At 58.0% G+C, this 15,915-nt stretch carries 17 protein-coding genes; all 17 read left to right on the top strand.

Going from position 1 to position 15,915, the window contains the following annotated elements:
• Positions 1 to 367: 367 nt before the first annotated feature.
• The 17 genes from rpmH to atpD all read left to right on the top strand — a co-directional run bounded on the left by rpmH (position 368) and on the right by atpD (position 15,887).
• On the top strand, positions 368 to 502 hold the full coding sequence (rpmH, locus tag ACZ5M5_RS30660; RefSeq protein ID WP_003213577.1) for a 50S ribosomal protein L34: 135 nt from the start codon (positions 368 to 370) through the stop codon (positions 500 to 502).
• A 16-nt stretch (positions 503 to 518) separates the two neighbouring features.
• Positions 519 to 920 carry a ribonuclease P protein component gene (gene rnpA, locus ACZ5M5_RS30655; protein WP_207268155.1) on the top strand — a complete coding sequence of 134 codons (402 nt, stop codon included), beginning with the start codon at positions 519 to 521 and terminating at the stop codon, positions 918 to 920.
• Positions 913 to 1,158 carry a membrane protein insertion efficiency factor YidD gene (gene yidD / locus ACZ5M5_RS30650; protein ID WP_010465488.1) on the top strand — a complete coding sequence of 82 codons (246 nt, stop codon included), beginning with the start codon at positions 913 to 915 and terminating at the stop codon, positions 1,156 to 1,158. The genes rnpA and yidD overlap by 8 nt, the downstream gene beginning before the upstream one ends.
• Before the next feature lie 2 nt (positions 1,159 to 1,160).
• Entirely contained in the window at positions 1,161 to 2,843 is a 1,683-nt protein-coding gene (gene yidC, locus ACZ5M5_RS30645) for a membrane protein insertase YidC (RefSeq protein ID WP_060739908.1), read from the top strand.
• A gap of 79 nt (positions 2,844 to 2,922) precedes the next feature.
• Positions 2,923 to 4,293: a tRNA uridine-5-carboxymethylaminomethyl(34) synthesis GTPase MnmE gene (gene mnmE, locus ACZ5M5_RS30640; RefSeq protein WP_464738402.1), complete on the top strand. Its 1,371-nt coding sequence runs from the start codon at positions 2,923 to 2,925 to the stop codon at positions 4,291 to 4,293.
• A gap of 566 nt (positions 4,294 to 4,859) precedes the next feature.
• Positions 4,860 to 6,758 (top strand): tRNA uridine-5-carboxymethylaminomethyl(34) synthesis enzyme MnmG, encoded by a 1,899-nt coding sequence (gene mnmG / locus ACZ5M5_RS30635; RefSeq protein WP_464738401.1) that lies wholly within the window; start codon positions 4,860 to 4,862, stop codon positions 6,756 to 6,758.
• A 5-nt stretch (positions 6,759 to 6,763) separates the two neighbouring features.
• Complete coding sequence (rsmG, locus tag ACZ5M5_RS30630) at positions 6,764 to 7,399, top strand: 16S rRNA (guanine(527)-N(7))-methyltransferase RsmG (protein ID WP_464739475.1); 636 nt, start codon at positions 6,764 to 6,766, stop codon at positions 7,397 to 7,399.
• An 18-nt stretch (positions 7,400 to 7,417) separates the two neighbouring features.
• Positions 7,418 to 8,215 carry a ParA family protein gene (locus ACZ5M5_RS30625; protein ID WP_003207100.1) on the top strand — a complete coding sequence of 266 codons (798 nt, stop codon included), beginning with the start codon at positions 7,418 to 7,420 and terminating at the stop codon, positions 8,213 to 8,215.
• A gap of 9 nt (positions 8,216 to 8,224) precedes the next feature.
• Complete coding sequence (locus ACZ5M5_RS30620) at positions 8,225 to 9,097, top strand: ParB/RepB/Spo0J family partition protein (RefSeq protein ID WP_060739912.1); 873 nt, start codon at positions 8,225 to 8,227, stop codon at positions 9,095 to 9,097.
• A gap of 148 nt (positions 9,098 to 9,245) precedes the next feature.
• On the top strand, positions 9,246 to 9,653 hold the full coding sequence (locus ACZ5M5_RS30615; RefSeq protein WP_053126821.1) for a F0F1 ATP synthase subunit I: 408 nt from the start codon (positions 9,246 to 9,248) through the stop codon (positions 9,651 to 9,653).
• 16 nt (positions 9,654 to 9,669) lie between these two features.
• The gene (atpB, locus tag ACZ5M5_RS30610; RefSeq protein ID WP_039593180.1) at positions 9,670 to 10,539 is read left to right on the top strand and encodes a F0F1 ATP synthase subunit A; all 870 of its coding nucleotides are present in this window, start codon (positions 9,670 to 9,672) and stop codon (positions 10,537 to 10,539) included.
• Positions 10,540 to 10,670: 131 nt separating this feature from the next.
• Positions 10,671 to 10,928, top strand: coding sequence for a F0F1 ATP synthase subunit C (atpE, locus tag ACZ5M5_RS30605; RefSeq protein ID WP_003097235.1), 258 nt, complete (start codon positions 10,671 to 10,673; stop codon positions 10,926 to 10,928).
• A gap of 58 nt (positions 10,929 to 10,986) precedes the next feature.
• The gene (locus ACZ5M5_RS30600; RefSeq protein ID WP_047230097.1) at positions 10,987 to 11,457 is read left to right on the top strand and encodes a F0F1 ATP synthase subunit B; all 471 of its coding nucleotides are present in this window, start codon (positions 10,987 to 10,989) and stop codon (positions 11,455 to 11,457) included.
• A gap of 12 nt (positions 11,458 to 11,469) precedes the next feature.
• On the top strand, positions 11,470 to 12,006 hold the full coding sequence (locus ACZ5M5_RS30595; protein WP_060739913.1) for a F0F1 ATP synthase subunit delta: 537 nt from the start codon (positions 11,470 to 11,472) through the stop codon (positions 12,004 to 12,006).
• 21 nt (positions 12,007 to 12,027) lie between these two features.
• Positions 12,028 to 13,572, top strand: coding sequence for a F0F1 ATP synthase subunit alpha (gene atpA, locus ACZ5M5_RS30590; protein WP_053126819.1), 1,545 nt, complete (start codon positions 12,028 to 12,030; stop codon positions 13,570 to 13,572).
• Positions 13,573 to 13,622: 50 nt separating this feature from the next.
• Positions 13,623 to 14,483 carry a F0F1 ATP synthase subunit gamma gene (gene atpG, locus ACZ5M5_RS30585; protein WP_060739914.1) on the top strand — a complete coding sequence of 287 codons (861 nt, stop codon included), beginning with the start codon at positions 13,623 to 13,625 and terminating at the stop codon, positions 14,481 to 14,483.
• Between the two features lie 27 nt (positions 14,484 to 14,510).
• A complete protein-coding gene (gene atpD, locus ACZ5M5_RS30580) occupies positions 14,511 to 15,887 on the top strand; it encodes a F0F1 ATP synthase subunit beta (RefSeq protein ID WP_003187186.1) in 1,377 nt (458 codons plus the stop codon).
• Positions 15,888 to 15,915: the final 28 nt, after the last annotated feature.

Raw genomic sequence — 15,915 nt, 5'->3', positions numbered from 1 at the left:
GTGGATAACCGCCCTGTGGATAACCAGCCATTCCACCCACAGCTTATCCGACAGCGCAGCACAGGCTGGCCACTGCTTTCCCCTGTAGTTGTCATTCTCTGTACATGGCGAATTACAAGGCCCCGACATGGTTATCCACAGACAGGTGGCGACCTTGCTTTTATAAGCTTTACAGAAAAGCTTTAAATAATTCCCTTCTTTATTTCTATATCTAGCGCTGTGTGATGAATCCGCCGAAAGCGGCTGGATATCTATTTAAAGGAAACGCTGGTTGGAAATTGACCTAGAGGCTTGCTTTCTCTAGAATCCCCGGTCTCTTAAAACGGGGGCCATTCCGGCCCGTTGTGGACGAACCAGGTAACACGACATGAAACGTACTTTCCAACCAAGCACTATCAAACGCGCTCGTACCCACGGTTTCCGTGCTCGCATGGCTACCAAGAACGGTCGTGCCGTCCTGTCGCGTCGTCGCGCCAAAGGTCGTGCGCGTCTGGCAGTTTGATAATCCGGCACTGGAGGTGAGTCAGGACTTCAGTCGGGAAAAGCGTCTGCTTACACCCCGGCATTTCAAGGCAGTCTTTGACTCCCCTACCGGCAAGGTTCCGGGGAAAAATCTCCTGCTCCTTGCGCGCAGTAACGATCTCGATCACCCCCGACTAGGGCTGGTTATCGGGAAAAAGAGCGTCAAGCTCTCCGTTCAGCGCAATCGCCTCAAACGTCTGATGCGCGAATCGTTTCGCCTGAACCAGGATTCACTGGTTGGATGGGACATCGTTATCGTCGCGCGCAAAGGTTTGGGTGACGTAGAAAACCCCGAATTGATTCAGCATTTCGGCAAGCTCTGGAAACGTCTGGCACGCAACAAGCCAGTACCGGCAGTCAACACCGAAACTGCAGGGGTAGACAGTCCCGATGCGTAAACTGGCACTCGTTCCGATCCAGTTTTATCGCTACGCCATTAGTCCTTTGATGGCCAGTCACTGTCGTTTCTACCCCAGTTGTTCCTGCTACGCGTACGAAGCCATAGAAAATCATGGCCTCCTGCGCGGTGGCTGGCTGACCTTTCGTCGTTTAGGTCGCTGTCATCCGTGGAATCCCGGCGGTTATGACCCGGTTCCGCCTATCCCTACCTCCCGTTCTTCTTCGATGGCCGAGTAATCATGGATATCAAACGCACGATCCTGATCGTCGCCCTGGCAATCGTGTCCTACGTCATGGTCCTTAAATGGAACCAGGACTATGGCCAGGCTGCCCTGCCGACTCAGAATGTTGCAGCCAGCAATACCGCACCGAGCCTGCCGGATGCTCCCGTTGGCAACAACGCTGCCAACAATGACGACATCCCACGCGCGGCAAGCGATACCAGCGCTCCTGCCGAAGCCCCTGTGGCCGCAAGCAAAGATCTCATCCAGGTCAAGACGGACGTGCTCGAGCTGGCAATCGATCCACAAGGTGGTGACGTCGCCCAGCTGAAGCTGCCGCTGTACCCGCGTCGCCAGGATCATCCGGACATCCCGTTCCAGTTGTTCGACAACGGCAACGAGCGCACCTATCTGGCCCAAAGTGGCCTGATTGGTAGCAACGGCCCGGATTCGAACCCGGCCGGTCGCCCGGTCTACTCTGCCGAGAAGAAGACTTATCAACTGGCTGACGGTCAGGACCAATTGGTCGTGGACCTGAAGTTCAGCAAGGACGGCGTCAATTACATCAAGCGTTTCACCCTGAAACGTGGCCTGTATGACGTCACCGTTTCCTACCTGATCGACAACCAGAGCGCCCAGCCTTGGTCCGGTGCGATGTTCGCGCAACTCAAGCGTGACGCCAGCGACGATCCTTCCTCCAGCACGGCCACCGGCACCGCGACTTACCTGGGCGCCGCCCTGTGGACAAGTTCGGAGCCGTACAAGAAAGTGTCCATGAAGGACATGGACAAGGGTCAGCTCAAGGAAACCGTACAAGGTGGCTGGGTTGCCTGGCTGCAGCACTATTTTGTAACAGCCTGGATCCCGCAGAAGGGCGACAGCAATGTTGTCCAGACGCGTAAAGACAGCAAGGGCAACTTCATCATCGGTTACACCGGCCCGACATTGACTGCCGCGCCAGGTGCGAAAGCCGAAACCAGCGCCATTCTGTATGCCGGTCCAAAAAGCCAGGCGGTGCTGAAAGAGTTGTCCCCAGGCCTGGAACTGACCGTGGACTACGGTTTCCTGTGGTTCATTGCCCAGCCGATCTTCTGGCTGCTGCAACATATCCACAGCATCGTCGGTAACTGGGGCTGGTCGATCATTTTCCTGACCATGCTGATCAAGGGGATCTTCTTCCCATTGTCGGCCGCCAGTTACAAATCCATGGCGCGCATGCGTGCAGTGGCGCCGAAACTGGCCGCCCTGAAAGAACAGCATGGCGATGACCGGCAGAAAATGTCCCAGGCCATGATGGAGCTGTACAAGAAAGAGAAGATCAACCCGCTGGGTGGATGCTTGCCGATTCTTGTGCAGATGCCAGTGTTCCTGTCGCTGTACTGGGTGTTGCTGGAAAGCGTGGAGATGCGTCAGGCACCGTTCATGCTGTGGATTACCGACCTGTCGATCAAGGATCCGTTCTTCATCCTGCCGATCATCATGGGCGCGACCATGTTCATCCAGCAGCAACTGAACCCGACGCCTCCGGACCCGATGCAAGCGAAGGTCATGAAAATGATGCCAATCATCTTCACCTTCTTCTTCCTGTGGTTCCCGGCGGGTCTTGTGCTGTACTGGGTTGTGAACAACGTGTTGTCCATCACTCAGCAGTGGTACATCACGCGTAAGATCGAAGCGGCGACTAAAAAAGCCGAGGCGTAACTTGCTCTGTGGATAACCACACAAAACGCCCCCTAGTGGGGCGTTTTGCTATCTGCCACTTTTGTCTGGATACCGGTTTATGAGCGCACCGCGTGAAACCATCGCCGCCGTTGCCACCGCCCAAGGTCGCGGCGGTGTCGGCATCGTCCGTATTTCGGGGCCCTTGGCCAGTGCCGCGGCCAAGGCTATCAGCGGTCGTGAACTCAAGCCGCGGTTCGCCCATTACGGCCCGTTTTTCAGTGATGACCAGCAGGTGCTCGACGAAGGGCTGGCCTTGTATTTCCCGGGGCCAAACTCGTTCACCGGCGAAGACGTACTGGAACTGCAGGGACATGGCGGCCCCATCGTGCTGGACATGCTGCTCAAGCGCTGCCTGGAATTGGGTTGTCGACTGGCCCGGCCGGGGGAATTCAGCGAGCGGGCGTTCCTCAACGACAAGCTCGACCTGGCCCAGGCTGAAGCGATCGCCGATTTGATCGAAGCCAGTTCTGCACAGGCTGCACGCAACGCGTTACGTTCCTTGCAGGGAGCGTTTTCCCAGCGTGTGCATAACCTCACCGAGCAATTGATCGGCCTGCGGATCTACGTCGAGGCCGCGATCGACTTCCCGGAAGAGGAAATCGACTTCCTCGCCGATGGCCACGTGCTGAGCATGCTCGATAAAGTGCGCGATGAGTTATCCACAGTACTGCGCGAAGCCGGGCAGGGTGCCTTGTTGCGCGATGGGATGACCGTGGTGATCGCTGGCCGACCGAATGCCGGCAAATCCAGCCTGTTGAATGCCCTGGCCGGCCGCGAGGCGGCGATCGTCACCGAGATCGCCGGCACCACCCGGGACATCCTTCGTGAACATATCCACATCGACGGCATGCCGCTGCACGTGGTGGATACAGCCGGTTTGCGCGACACCGACGATCATGTGGAAAAGATCGGGGTTGAGCGGGCACTGAAAGCTATTGGCGAGGCCGATCGTGTGTTGCTGGTGGTCGATGCCACCGCACCGGAAGCGGACGATCCGTTTGCGTTGTGGCCGGAGTTCCTCGAGGTCCGCCCGGATCCCGCGAAAGTCACCCTGATTCGCAACAAGGCCGACCTGACTGGGGAATCGATTGCCCTGCAAGTCAGCGATGACGGGCACGTGACCATCAGCCTGAGCGCGAAGTCGGCAGGCGAAGGCCTGGAACTGCTGCGCGAGCACCTCAAAGCCTGCATGGGCTACGAGCAGACCTCGGAAAGCAGCTTCAGCGCTCGCCGGCGGCACCTTGAAGCGTTGCGCCATGCCAGTGCCGCCCTGGAACACGGTCGCGCGCAGCTGACCTTGGCGGGGGCTGGTGAGTTGTTGGCCGAAGACCTGCGCCAGGCGCAACAGTCCCTTGGGGAAATTACCGGCGCCTTCAGCTCCGATGACTTGCTGGGGCGGATCTTTTCCAGCTTTTGTATCGGTAAATAGCCCCTCCTTTGCAACCGGGTTTGTCCTCGACAATCTGACGAGCGCAACGCAAACCCGGTTCCCCCTCTCTTTTTTTGAACCGATTGCCCCTGATGGCGGCTTGCCTGTGGGCGCTGATGCGACCCGTAGCGGCGGTTTTCTGTGGATTAAGCCCTGTGAATAACTGCCATTGAGGTCGGTTGATAAGCGGCCTTCAAAACTGAAGATAACCGCCTCTGTGGATAACCAGCTCATTCATCCACAGGCTTACACCGGTTATCCAAGCCCCTCAATGCCACATGACCACAGGGTTTTGAATCTCTGTACACAACGTAAATAAAGGACTACAGAACGTTATCCACAGATAGGTGGGGCAGTAAGAATAAACATAAAAACAAAGATTTTATAAATTTCTTTCTTTTTTATTTTTTTAACCGCGAGTTCTCCACAGCTGGTTAAATTTTGTGCAAAGGGTTCTTTAGAAAGGATGAAGTCCCTATACTTGCCGACCTGGCTCGAAAAACGCCCAGGGCCAGACTCAAAACCTATTTCCGAATTACCTGAATAAAGCAGGCACGAGGTGCGTGGTGGATTTCCCTTCCCGTTTTGAAGTGATCGTCATCGGCGGCGGTCATGCCGGTACCGAGGCAGCACTTGCATCAGCGCGCATGGGAGTAAAAACCCTGTTGCTGACGCATAACGTGGAAACCCTCGGCGCCATGAGCTGCAACCCTGCCATTGGTGGCATTGGCAAAAGCCACCTGGTCAAGGAGATCGATGCCCTTGGGGGCGCGATGGCCATGGCCACCGATAAGGGGGGGATCCAGTTTCGCGTATTGAACAGCCGCAAAGGCCCAGCCGTGCGCGCTACTCGCGCCCAGGCCGACCGCATCCTGTACAAGGCCGCTGTCCGCGAAATCCTGGAAAACCAGCCGAACCTGTGGATATTTCAACAAGCGGCCGATGACCTGATCGTCGAGCAGGATCAGGTACGCGGTGTCGTGACGCAGATGGGCCTGCGTTTCTTCGCCGATTCCGTGGTGTTGACCACCGGGACCTTCCTCGGCGGACTTATCCACATTGGTTTGCAGAACTTTTCCGGCGGGCGCGCGGGTGATCCGCCGTCGATCGCTCTGGCTCACCGTTTGCGTGAGCTGCCATTGCGTGTCGGGCGCTTGAAAACCGGTACGCCACCGCGTATCGACGGTCGGTCTGTGGATTTCTCGGTGATGACCGAGCAGCCTGGCGATACGCCGATCCCGGTCATGTCGTTCATGGGCAACAAGGAACAGCATCCACGGCAAGTCAGTTGCTGGATCACCCACACCAATGCCCGCACCCATGAAATCATTGCGGCGAACCTCGATCGTTCGCCGATGTATTCCGCTGCCGGTGAAATCGAAGGCATCGGCCCACGTTATTGCCCGTCGATCGAAGACAAGATCCATCGCTTTGCCGACAAGGAAAGCCACCAGGTCTTCATCGAGCCGGAAGGCCTGACCACACATGAGCTGTACCCGAACGGGATCTCCACCTCCCTGCCGTTCGATGTGCAGCTGCAGATCGTGCAATCGATTCGCGGCATGGAAAACGCCCACATCGTTCGCCCCGGCTACGCCATCGAATACGACTATTTCGATCCGCGTGACCTGAAGTACAGCCTGGAAACCAAAGTCATCGGCGGCCTGTTTTTCGCCGGGCAGATCAACGGCACCACCGGTTACGAAGAGGCCGGCGCCCAAGGGTTGTTGGCCGGTGCCAATGCGGCACTGCGGGCCCAGGGCAAAGACAGCTGGTGCCCGCGCCGCGATGAGGCATACATCGGTGTGCTGGTGGACGACCTGATTACCCTGGGTACCCAGGAACCGTATCGGATGTTCACCTCCCGCGCCGAATATCGCTTGATCCTGCGTGAAGACAACGCCGACCTGCGCCTGACCGAGAAAGGTCGCGAGCTGGGTCTGGTGGATGACGTGCGCTGGGCCGCTTTCTGCACGAAACGCGAGCGTATCGAGCTGGAAGAGCAACGCCTGAAAAGCACCTGGGTTCGTCCCGGTACCGAGCAGGGCGATGCCATCGCGGCGAAATTCGGTACCCCGCTGACCCACGAATACAACCTGCTCAACCTCTTGAGCCGTCCGGAAATCGATTACGCCGGGCTGGTGGAGGTGACCGGCCAGGGCGCGGAAGATCCGCAGGTGGCCGAACAGGTCGAGATCAAGACCAAGTACGCCGGCTACATCGACCGCCAGCAGGATGAAATCGCCCGCCTGCGCGCCAGCGAAGACACCAAGCTGCCTGTGGATATCGATTACACCGGCATTTCCGGGTTGTCGAAAGAAATCCAGAGCAAGCTCGGTGCGACCCGTCCAGAGACCCTGGGCCAGGCCTCGCGCATTCCCGGCGTCACGCCGGCGGCGATTTCCCTGTTGATGATTCATTTGAAAAAACGCGGCGCGGGCCGCCAGTTGGAGCAAAGCGCTTGAGTTCGATGGTCACCTCGCAACACGCTGAAGAGTTATCCACAGGTGCCCGTGAACTCGGCGTCAGCCTGAGCGAAGCCCAGCATGCGCAATTGCTGGGATATCTGGCGCTGTTGATCAAATGGAACAAGGCCTACAACCTGACCGCCGTGCGCGATCCGGATGAAATGGTCTCGCGGCATTTGCTCGACAGCCTCAGCGTGATGGCCTTCATCGAAAACGGTCGTTGGCTGGACGTTGGCAGCGGCGGTGGCATGCCGGGCATTCCGCTGGCGATCCTGTTTCCCGACTCGCAAGTGACCTGCCTGGACAGCAACGGCAAGAAAACCCGCTTCCTGACCCAGGTCAAACTCGAACTCAAACTGGATAACCTGCAAGTTATCCACAGCCGCGTCGAAGCGTTCCAGCCTGCCGAGCCGTTCAACGGGATCATTTCCCGGGCGTTCAGCAGCATGGAGAACTTCAGCAACTGGACTCGCCACCTGGGCGACGCCGATACGCGCTGGCTGGCAATGAAGGGCGTTCATCCGGCCGATGAGCTGGTAGCATTGCCGGCAGACTTCCACCTCGATAGCGAACACGCCTTGGCCGTACCCGGTTGCCAAGGCCAACGCCATCTGCTGATACTGCGCCGCACGGCATGATTGGGAACACAAGCAAGAATGGCTAAGGTATTCGCGATAGCGAACCAGAAAGGTGGTGTGGGCAAGACCACCACCTGCATCAACCTCGCAGCATCCCTGGTCGCGACCAAGCGCCGGGTGCTGTTGATCGATCTCGATCCACAGGGCAACGCCACCATGGGCAGCGGTGTGGATAAACATGGCCTGGAAAATTCCATCTACGACGTCCTGATCGGCGAATGCGATCTGGGCCAGGCCATGCACTTCTCCGAACATGGCGGTTATCAACTGCTGCCGGCCAACCGTGACCTGACGGCGGCCGAAGTGGTGCTGCTGGAAATGCAGATGAAGGAAAGCCGCCTGCGCAGCGCCTTGGCGCCGATCCGGGAAAACTACGATTACATCCTGATCGACTGCCCGCCGTCGCTGTCGATGCTGACCCTCAACGCCCTGGTGGCCGCCGATGGGGTCATTATCCCCATGCAGTGCGAGTACTTCGCCCTGGAAGGGTTGAGCGACCTTGTGGATAACATCAAGCGCATCGCCGAACTGTTGAACCCGGACCTGAAGGTCGAAGGCCTGTTGCGGACCATGTACGACCCGCGCCTGAGCCTGATGAACGATGTCTCGGCCCAGCTCAAGGAACACTTCGGCGAGCAGCTCTACGACACCGTCATCCCCCGTAACATCCGTCTGGCCGAAGCGCCGAGCTACGGCATGCCGGCCCTGGCCTACGACAAACAATCCCGTGGTGCGCTGGCTTACCTGGCCCTGGCGGGCGAGATGGTTCGTCGTCAGCGCCGCAACCCACGCACCGCTGCAGCCCAGCCAACTTAAGGAAACCCCATGGCCGTCAAGAAACGAGGTCTCGGACGTGGACTGGATGCACTGCTCAGCGGTCCGACTGTCAGCTCGCTGGAGGAACAGGCCGTACAGGCCGACCAGCGTGAGCTGCAGCACTTGCCCCTGGACCTGATCCAGCGCGGCAAATACCAGCCGCGTCGGGACATGGACCCGCAGGCGCTGGAAGAATTGGCCCAATCGATCAAGAGCCAGGGCGTGATGCAGCCGATCGTGGTCCGGCCGATCGCCAATGGACGCTTCGAGATCATCGCCGGCGAACGTCGCTGGCGCGCCAGCCAGCAGGCCGGCCAGGAAACCATCCCGGCGATGGTCCGCGATGTGCCGGATGAAACGGCCATCGCCATGGCGCTGATCGAGAACATCCAGCGTGAAGACCTCAACCCGATCGAGGAAGCCGTGGCCTTGCAGCGCTTGCAGCAGGAATTCCAGCTGACCCAGCAACAGGTTGCCGAGGCGGTGGGCAAGTCCCGCGTGACCGTGGCCAACCTGCTGCGCCTGATTGCGTTGCCGGAAGTCATCAAGACCATGTTGTCCCATGGCGACCTGGAAATGGGTCATGCCCGGGCATTGCTCGGTTTGCCGGAAAATCAACAGGTTGAAGGGGCGCGACATGTTGTCGCACGCGGCCTCACCGTGCGCCAAACCGAGGCACTGGTTCGCCAGTGGCTCAGTGGCAAACCGGCACCTGTGGAGGCACCCAAGATCGATCCGGATATCGCCCGCCTCGAACAACGCCTGGCCGAGCGCCTGGGCTCTGCGGTGCAGATTCGCCACGGGAAGAAGGGCAAGGGTCAACTGGTGATCGGTTATAACTCCCTCGATGAGTTGCAAGGTGTCCTTGCACACATTCGCTGAAACAATTGCTCTTGTAGCGCGCAGTCGGAAATCACTACCTGACAGTTGAATAGGGGCAGAACCGCCCCTATACTCTGCGCGCATTTTGTCGGCACAAATTATGCCAAGTTATTGAATTATGGCGGCCGACTATTGGAGAGCAAAAGCGATGGAAACCCGCACGCCAAACCGCTTGCCGTTCCATCGTCTGGCAGTTTTCCCGGTTCTGATGGCTCAATTCACCGTCGTACTGATCGCCACATTGGCGCTCTGGCAATGGAAAGGAGTCGTCGCCGGATACTCAGGCCTTTGCGGAGGCCTGATAGCCTTGCTTCCCAATATTTACTTCGCTCACAGGGCCTTTCGGTTTTCCGGCGCCCGAGCAGCCCAGGCTATCGTCCGGTCTTTTTATGCCGGCGAGGCGGGGAAACTGATTTTGACGGCAGTGCTGTTTGCACTGACGTTCGCAGGTGTGAAGCCATTGGCGCCGCTGGCTGTATTCGGCGTCTTCGTGCTGACCCAACTGGTCAGCTGGTTCGCTCCCCTGCTAATGAGAACAAGACTTTCGAGACCTTAGGGCGTTTGAGGCAACCATGGCAGAGACAACCGCTTCGGGCTATATCCAGCACCACTTGCAGAACCTGACCTTCGGTCAGCTACCCAACGGCGGCTGGGGCTTTGCCCACACCGCAGCAGAAGCCAAGGAAATGGGCTTCTGGGCTTTCCACGTCGATACCCTCGGCTGGTCGGTCGCACTGGGCCTGATTTTCGTTCTTCTTTTCCGCATGGCGGCGAAGAAGGCGACCTCCGGTCAGCCAGGTGCACTGCAGAACTTCGTTGAAGTACTGGTCGAATTCGTCGATGGCAGCGTGAAAGACAGCTTCCATGGCCGCAGCCCGGTGATCGCACCGCTGGCACTGACCATCTTCGTCTGGGTGTTCCTGATGAACGCCATCGACCTGGTACCGGTCGACTGGATTCCTCAGCTGGCCATCCTGATCTCCGGCGATGCACACATCCCCTTCCGCGCCGTGTCGACCACCGACCCGAACGCGACCCTGGGCATGGCGTTCTCGGTTTTCGCACTGATCATTTTCTATAGCATCAAGGTCAAGGGCATCGGCGGCTTCATCGGCGAACTGACCCTGCACCCGTTCGGCAGCAAGAACATCCTCGTTCAGGCCCTGCTGATTCCGGTGAACTTCCTGCTGGAATTCGTGACCCTGATCGCCAAGCCGATTTCCCTGGCACTGCGTCTGTTCGGCAACATGTATGCCGGCGAACTGGTGTTCATCCTGATCGCTGTGATGTTCGGCAGCGGCCTGCTGTGGCTCAGCGGCCTGGGTGTAGTTCTGCAGTGGGCGTGGGCTGTGTTCCACATCCTGATCATCACCCTGCAGGCGTTCATCTTCATGATGCTGACCATCGTCTACCTGTCGATGGCGCACGAAGAAAACCATTAAGGCCAGTCTCGACTAGTCTGATGTCCTTCCCGGTCAAACGGGAAGGAGCCCGAACCGGGCTGAGAAACGATTTGTTTTACCGCTTTAATCTAAAAAACCTAAACCATACGACGTAAAAGTCGGGAGGAAAGATGGAAACTGTAGTTGGTCTAACCGCTATCGCTGTTGCACTGTTGATCGGCCTGGGCGCACTGGGTACCGCAATTGGTTTCGGCCTGTTGGGCGGCAAGTTCCTGGAAGGCGCAGCGCGTCAGCCAGAAATGGTTCCAATGCTGCAAGTCAAAATGTTCATCGTGGCCGGTCTGCTCGACGCCGTGACCATGATCGGTGTTGGTATCGCGCTGTTCTTCACCTTTGCGAACCCGTTCGTTGGTCAAATCGCTGGCTAATTACTCGGATTTCTCGAGTAGATTGGTGTGATGGACAACGTAACTGCGAGGTGTTGGCGTGAACATTAATGCGACCCTGATTGGCCAGTCCGTTGCGTTCCTGATTTTTGTACTGTTCTGCATGAAGTTCGTATGGCCTCCGGTCATTGCGGCATTGCACGAACGTCAAAAGAAGATCGCTGATGGTCTGGACGCTGCCAGCCGTGCAGCTCGCGACCTGGAGTTGGCCCATGAGAAAGTGGGTCAGCAACTGCGCGAAGCGAAAGCTCAGGCAGCTGAAATCATCGAGCAAGCCAAGAAACGCGGTACCCAGATTGTCGACGAAGCCCGTGAACAGGCTCGCGTCGAAGCTGACCGTGTGAAGGCTCAGGCTCAAGCCGAGATCGAACAGGAACTCAACAGTGTCAAAGACGCGCTGCGTGCCCAAGTGGGTGCTCTGGCCGTTGGCGGTGCTTCGAAGATCCTGGGTGCCACAATCGATCAAAACGCGCACGCAGAGCTGGTAAACAAACTGGCTGCTGAAATCTAAGCGAGGGCGATCATGGCAGAACTGACCACGTTGGCCCGACCTTACGCTAAGGCGGCCTTCGAGCACGCTCAGGCCCACCAGCAACTGGCCAATTGGTCAGCCATGCTCGGCCTGGCAGCAGCGGTGTCGCAAGACGGCACCATGCAGCGCGTGCTCAAGGCCCCGCGACTGACGAGCGCAGAAAAGGCCGCCACGTTCATTGACGTGTGCGGCGACAAGTTCGATGCCAAGGCACAGAATTTCATCCATGTCGTTGCCGAAAACGACCGTCTCCCGCTTCTGCCGGAGATCGCCGCTCTTTTCGACCTGTACAAGGCCGAGCAAGAGAAATCGGTAGACGTGGAAGTCACCAGTGCTTTCGCATTGAACCAAGAACAGCAAGACAAACTCGCCAAGGTTCTCAGTGCACGACTCAACCGGGAAGTGCGCCTGCAAGTCGAGGAAGACAAGTCCCTGATTGGGGGCGTTGTCATCCGCGCCGGCGACCTGGTTATCGATGGCTCGATTCGCGGCAAAATCGCGAAACTTGCCGAAGCATTGAAATCTTGAGTTTGAAGGGGCAGCAGAGCAATGCAGCAACTCAATCCTTCCGAAATAAGTGAAATTATCAAGGGCCGCATCGACAAGCTCGATGTGACCTCCCAAGCCCGTAACGAAGGCACTGTCGTCAGCGTATCTGACGGCATCGTGCGGATTCACGGTCTGGCCGACGTCATGTACGGCGAGATGATCGAGTTTCCGGGCGGCGTCTACGGTATGGCCCTCAACCTGGAGCAAGACTCTGTAGGTGCCGTGGTACTGGGCGCATACACGACGCTGGCTGAAGGCATGAGCGCCAAGTGCACCGGCCGCATCCTCGAAGTTCCGGTAGGTAAGGAACTGCTGGGTCGCGTTGTCGACGCACTGGGTAACCCTGTTGACGGCAAAGGTCCGCTGAACAACACCGAGACCGACGCGGTCGAGAAAGTTGCTCCAGGCGTGATCTGGCGTAAGTCGGTAGACCAGCCTGTACAGACTGGCTACAAGGCTGTCGATGCCATGATCCCTGTCGGCCGTGGGCAGCGTGAGCTGATCATCGGCGACCGTCAGATCGGTAAGACCGCTCTGGCGATCGACGCGATCATCAACCAGAAAAACAGCGGCATCTTCTGCGTCTACGTGGCAATCGGTCAGAAGCAATCGACCATCGCCAACGTGGTTCGCAAGCTGGAAGAAAACGGTGCACTGGCTAACACCATCATCGTTGCCGCCAGTGCTTCCGAATCGGCCGCACTGCAGTTCCTGGCACCGTACTCCGGTTGCACCATGGGCGAATACTTCCGCGACCGCGGTGAAGACGCGCTGATCGTTTATGACGATCTGTCCAAGCAAGCAGTGGCCTACCGCCAGATTTCCCTGCTGCTGCGCCGTCCACCAGGCCGTGAAGCCTACCCAGGCGACGTGTTCTATCTCCACTCCCGTCTGCTGGAGCGCGCATCCCGCGTTTCGGAAGAGTACGTAGAGAAGTTCACCAACGGCGCAGTGACTGGCAAGACCGGTTCCCTGACCGCTCTGCCGATCATCGAAACCCAGGCTGGCGACGTTTCCGCGTTCGTTCCGACCAACGTGATTTCCATCACCGACGGTCAGATCTTCCTGGAATCGGCCATGTTCAACTCGGGCATCCGTCCTGCTGTGAACGCCGGTGTTTCGGTATCCCGTGTGGGTGGTGCCGCTCAGACCAAGATCATCAAGAAGCTGTCCGGTGGTATCCGTACCGCCCTGGCCCAGTACCGTGAACTGGCGGCATTCGCCCAGTTCGCTTCTGACCTGGACGAAGCGACCCGTAAGCAACTTGAGCATGGTCAGCGCGTTACCGAGCTGATGAAGCAGAAGCAATACGCACCAATGTCGATCGCTGACATGGCGCTGTCGCTGTATGCCGCTGAGCGTGGGTTCCTGACTGACATTGAAATCGCCAAGATCGGCAGCTTCGAACAAGCGCTGATCGCTTTCTTCAACCGCGATCACGCCGATTTGATGGCCAAGATCAACGTTAAAGGTGACTTCAATGACGAAATCGACGCTGGCCTCAAGGCCGGTATCGAGAAGTTCAAGGCCACCCAAACCTGGTAAGCCGCAGCGGGAGCCGCAAGGCTCCCGCTTGCTAACCTGATAGGTGTTACATGGCAGGCGCAAAAGAGATTCGCAGTAAGATTGCGAGCATCAAAAGCACGCAAAAGATTACCAGCGCCATGGAAAAAGTGGCGGTCAGCAAAATGCGCAAGGCACAAATGCGCATGGCTGCTAGCCGTCCTTATGCGGAGCGCATCCGCCAGGTGATTGGTCATCTGGCCAACGCCAACCCGGAATACCGCCACCCGTTCATGATCGAACGCGCCGTCAAGCGCGTCGGTTACGTTGTGGTGAGCAGTGACCGTGGTCTGTGCGGCGGCTTGAACACCAACCTGTTCAAGGCCCTGGTCAAGGACATGGCGGCAAACCGCGAACAAGGCGTCGAGATCGATCTGTGCGTGGTCGGTAGCAAGGGTGCGGCTTTCTTCCGCAACTTCGGCGGCAACGTCGTCGCTGCTATCAGCCACCTGGGTGAAGAACCGTCGATCAATGACCTGATCGGCAGCGTCAAGGTGATGCTGGATGCTTACCTGGAAGGCCGGATCGACCGCCTGTCCGTGGTATCCAACAAGTTCATCAACACCATGACGCAACAGCCGACCGTGGAGCAGTTGATTCCACTGGTGGCGACCCCGGAACAGGAACTCAAGCACCACTGGGACTATCTCTACGAACCGGATGCCAAGGAGCTGCTTGACGGCTTGATGGTCCGCTACGTGGAGTCGCAGGTCTACCAGGCGGTGGTCGAGAACAACGCAGCTGAACAAGCGGCGCGGATGATCGCGATGAAGAACGCTACCGACAACGCCGGTGATTTGATCAGCGATTTGCAGCTGATCTACAACAAGGCGCGTCAGGCTGCGATCACCCAAGAGATCTCGGAAATCGTCGGCGGCGCTGCCGCGGTTTAACGGTTCAAATATTCAGAGGATCCAGCTATGAGTAGCGGACGTATCGTTCAAATCATCGGCGCCGTTATCGACGTGGAATTCCCACGCGACAGCGTACCGAGCATCTACGACGCCTTGAAGGTTCAAGGCGCCGAAACCACCCTGGAAGTTCAGCAGCAGCTGGGCGACGGCGTGGTTCGTACCATTGCGATGGGCTCCACCGAGGGCTTGAAGCGCGGTCTGGACGTCAACAATACTGGCGCAGCCATCTCCGTACCGGTCGGTAAAGCGACCCTGGGCCGGATCATGGACGTACTGGGCAACCCGATCGACGAAGCTGGCCCGATCGACACCGAAGAGCGCTGGGGCATTCACCGTCCTGCGCCAACCTTCGCTGAACAGGCTGGTGGCAACGAGCTGCTGGAAACCGGCATCAAGGTTATCGACCTGGTTTGCCCGTTCGCCAAGGGCGGTAAAGTCGGTCTGTTCGGTGGTGCCGGTGTAGGCAAGACCGTAAACATGATGGAACTGATCCGTAACATCGCCATCGAGCACAGCGGTTATTCCGTGTTCGCCGGTGTGGGTGAGCGTACTCGTGAGGGTAACGACTTCTACCACGAGATGAAGGATTCCAACGTTCTGGACAAAGTGGCACTGGTCTACGGCCAGATGAACGAGCCGCCGGGAAACCGTCTGCGCGTAGCCCTGACCGGCCTGACCATGGCCGAGAAGTTCCGTGACGAAGGTAACGACGTTCTGCTGTTCGTCGACAACATCTACCGTTACACCCTGGCCGGTACCGAAGTATCCGCACTGCTGGGCCGTATGCCTTCGGCAGTAGGTTACCAGCCGACCCTGGCTGAAGAGATGGGCGTGCTGCAAGAGCGCATCACTTCCACCAAGCAAGGCTCGATCACCTCGATCCAAGCGGTATACGTACCAGCGGACGACTTGACCGACCCGTCGCCAGCGACCACCTTCGCCCACTTGGACGCCACCGTCGTTCTGTCCCGTGACATCGCTTCCCTGGGTATCTACCCAGCGGTAGACCCACTGGACTCGACTTCGCGCCAACTGGACCCGAACGTGATCGGCCAGGAGCACTACGACACCGCTCGCGGCGTTCAGTACGTGCTGCAGCGTTACAAGGAACTGAAGGACATCATCGCGATCCTGGGTATGGACGAGCTGTCGGAAGCCGACAAGCAGTTGGTAAACCGTGCTCGTAAGATCCAGCGCTTCTTGTCGCAGCCGTTCTTCGTGGCTGAAGTCTTCACCGGTGCCTCGGGTAAATACGTTTCCCTGAAAGACACCATTGCTGGCTTCAAAGGCATCCTCAACGGTGACTACGACCACCTGCCAGAACAAGCGTTCTACATGGTCGGCGGCATCGAAGAAGCGATCGAGAAAGCCAAGAAACTGTAATCCCGGCGCCCGGCAACGGGCGCTAATT

Source organism: Pseudomonas sp. Van50, from assembly GCF_055390755.1.
The sequence above is the reverse complement of the archived record's forward strand: the minus strand, read 5'-3'. Positions and strand labels throughout refer to the sequence as shown.

Coding starts and splice junctions, on each gene's coding strand:
- rpmH (WP_003213577.1), top strand. CDS start 368: ATGAAACGTACTTTCCAACCAAGCACTATCAAACGCGCTCGTACCCAC.
- yidD (WP_010465488.1), top strand. CDS start 913: ATGCGTAAACTGGCACTCGTTCCGATCCAGTTTTATCGCTACGCCATT.
- yidC (WP_060739908.1), top strand. CDS start 1,161: ATGGATATCAAACGCACGATCCTGATCGTCGCCCTGGCAATCGTGTCC.
- mnmE (WP_464738402.1), top strand. CDS start 2,923: ATGAGCGCACCGCGTGAAACCATCGCCGCCGTTGCCACCGCCCAAGGT.
- rsmG (WP_464739475.1), top strand. CDS start 6,764: ATGGTCACCTCGCAACACGCTGAAGAGTTATCCACAGGTGCCCGTGAA.
- ACZ5M5_RS30625 (WP_003207100.1), top strand. CDS start 7,418: ATGGCTAAGGTATTCGCGATAGCGAACCAGAAAGGTGGTGTGGGCAAG.
- ACZ5M5_RS30620 (WP_060739912.1), top strand. CDS start 8,225: ATGGCCGTCAAGAAACGAGGTCTCGGACGTGGACTGGATGCACTGCTC.
- ACZ5M5_RS30615 (WP_053126821.1), top strand. CDS start 9,246: ATGGAAACCCGCACGCCAAACCGCTTGCCGTTCCATCGTCTGGCAGTT.
- atpB (WP_039593180.1), top strand. CDS start 9,670: ATGGCAGAGACAACCGCTTCGGGCTATATCCAGCACCACTTGCAGAAC.
- atpE (WP_003097235.1), top strand. CDS start 10,671: ATGGAAACTGTAGTTGGTCTAACCGCTATCGCTGTTGCACTGTTGATC.
- ACZ5M5_RS30595 (WP_060739913.1), top strand. CDS start 11,470: ATGGCAGAACTGACCACGTTGGCCCGACCTTACGCTAAGGCGGCCTTC.
- atpA (WP_053126819.1), top strand. CDS start 12,028: ATGCAGCAACTCAATCCTTCCGAAATAAGTGAAATTATCAAGGGCCGC.
- atpG (WP_060739914.1), top strand. CDS start 13,623: ATGGCAGGCGCAAAAGAGATTCGCAGTAAGATTGCGAGCATCAAAAGC.
- atpD (WP_003187186.1), top strand. CDS start 14,511: ATGAGTAGCGGACGTATCGTTCAAATCATCGGCGCCGTTATCGACGTG.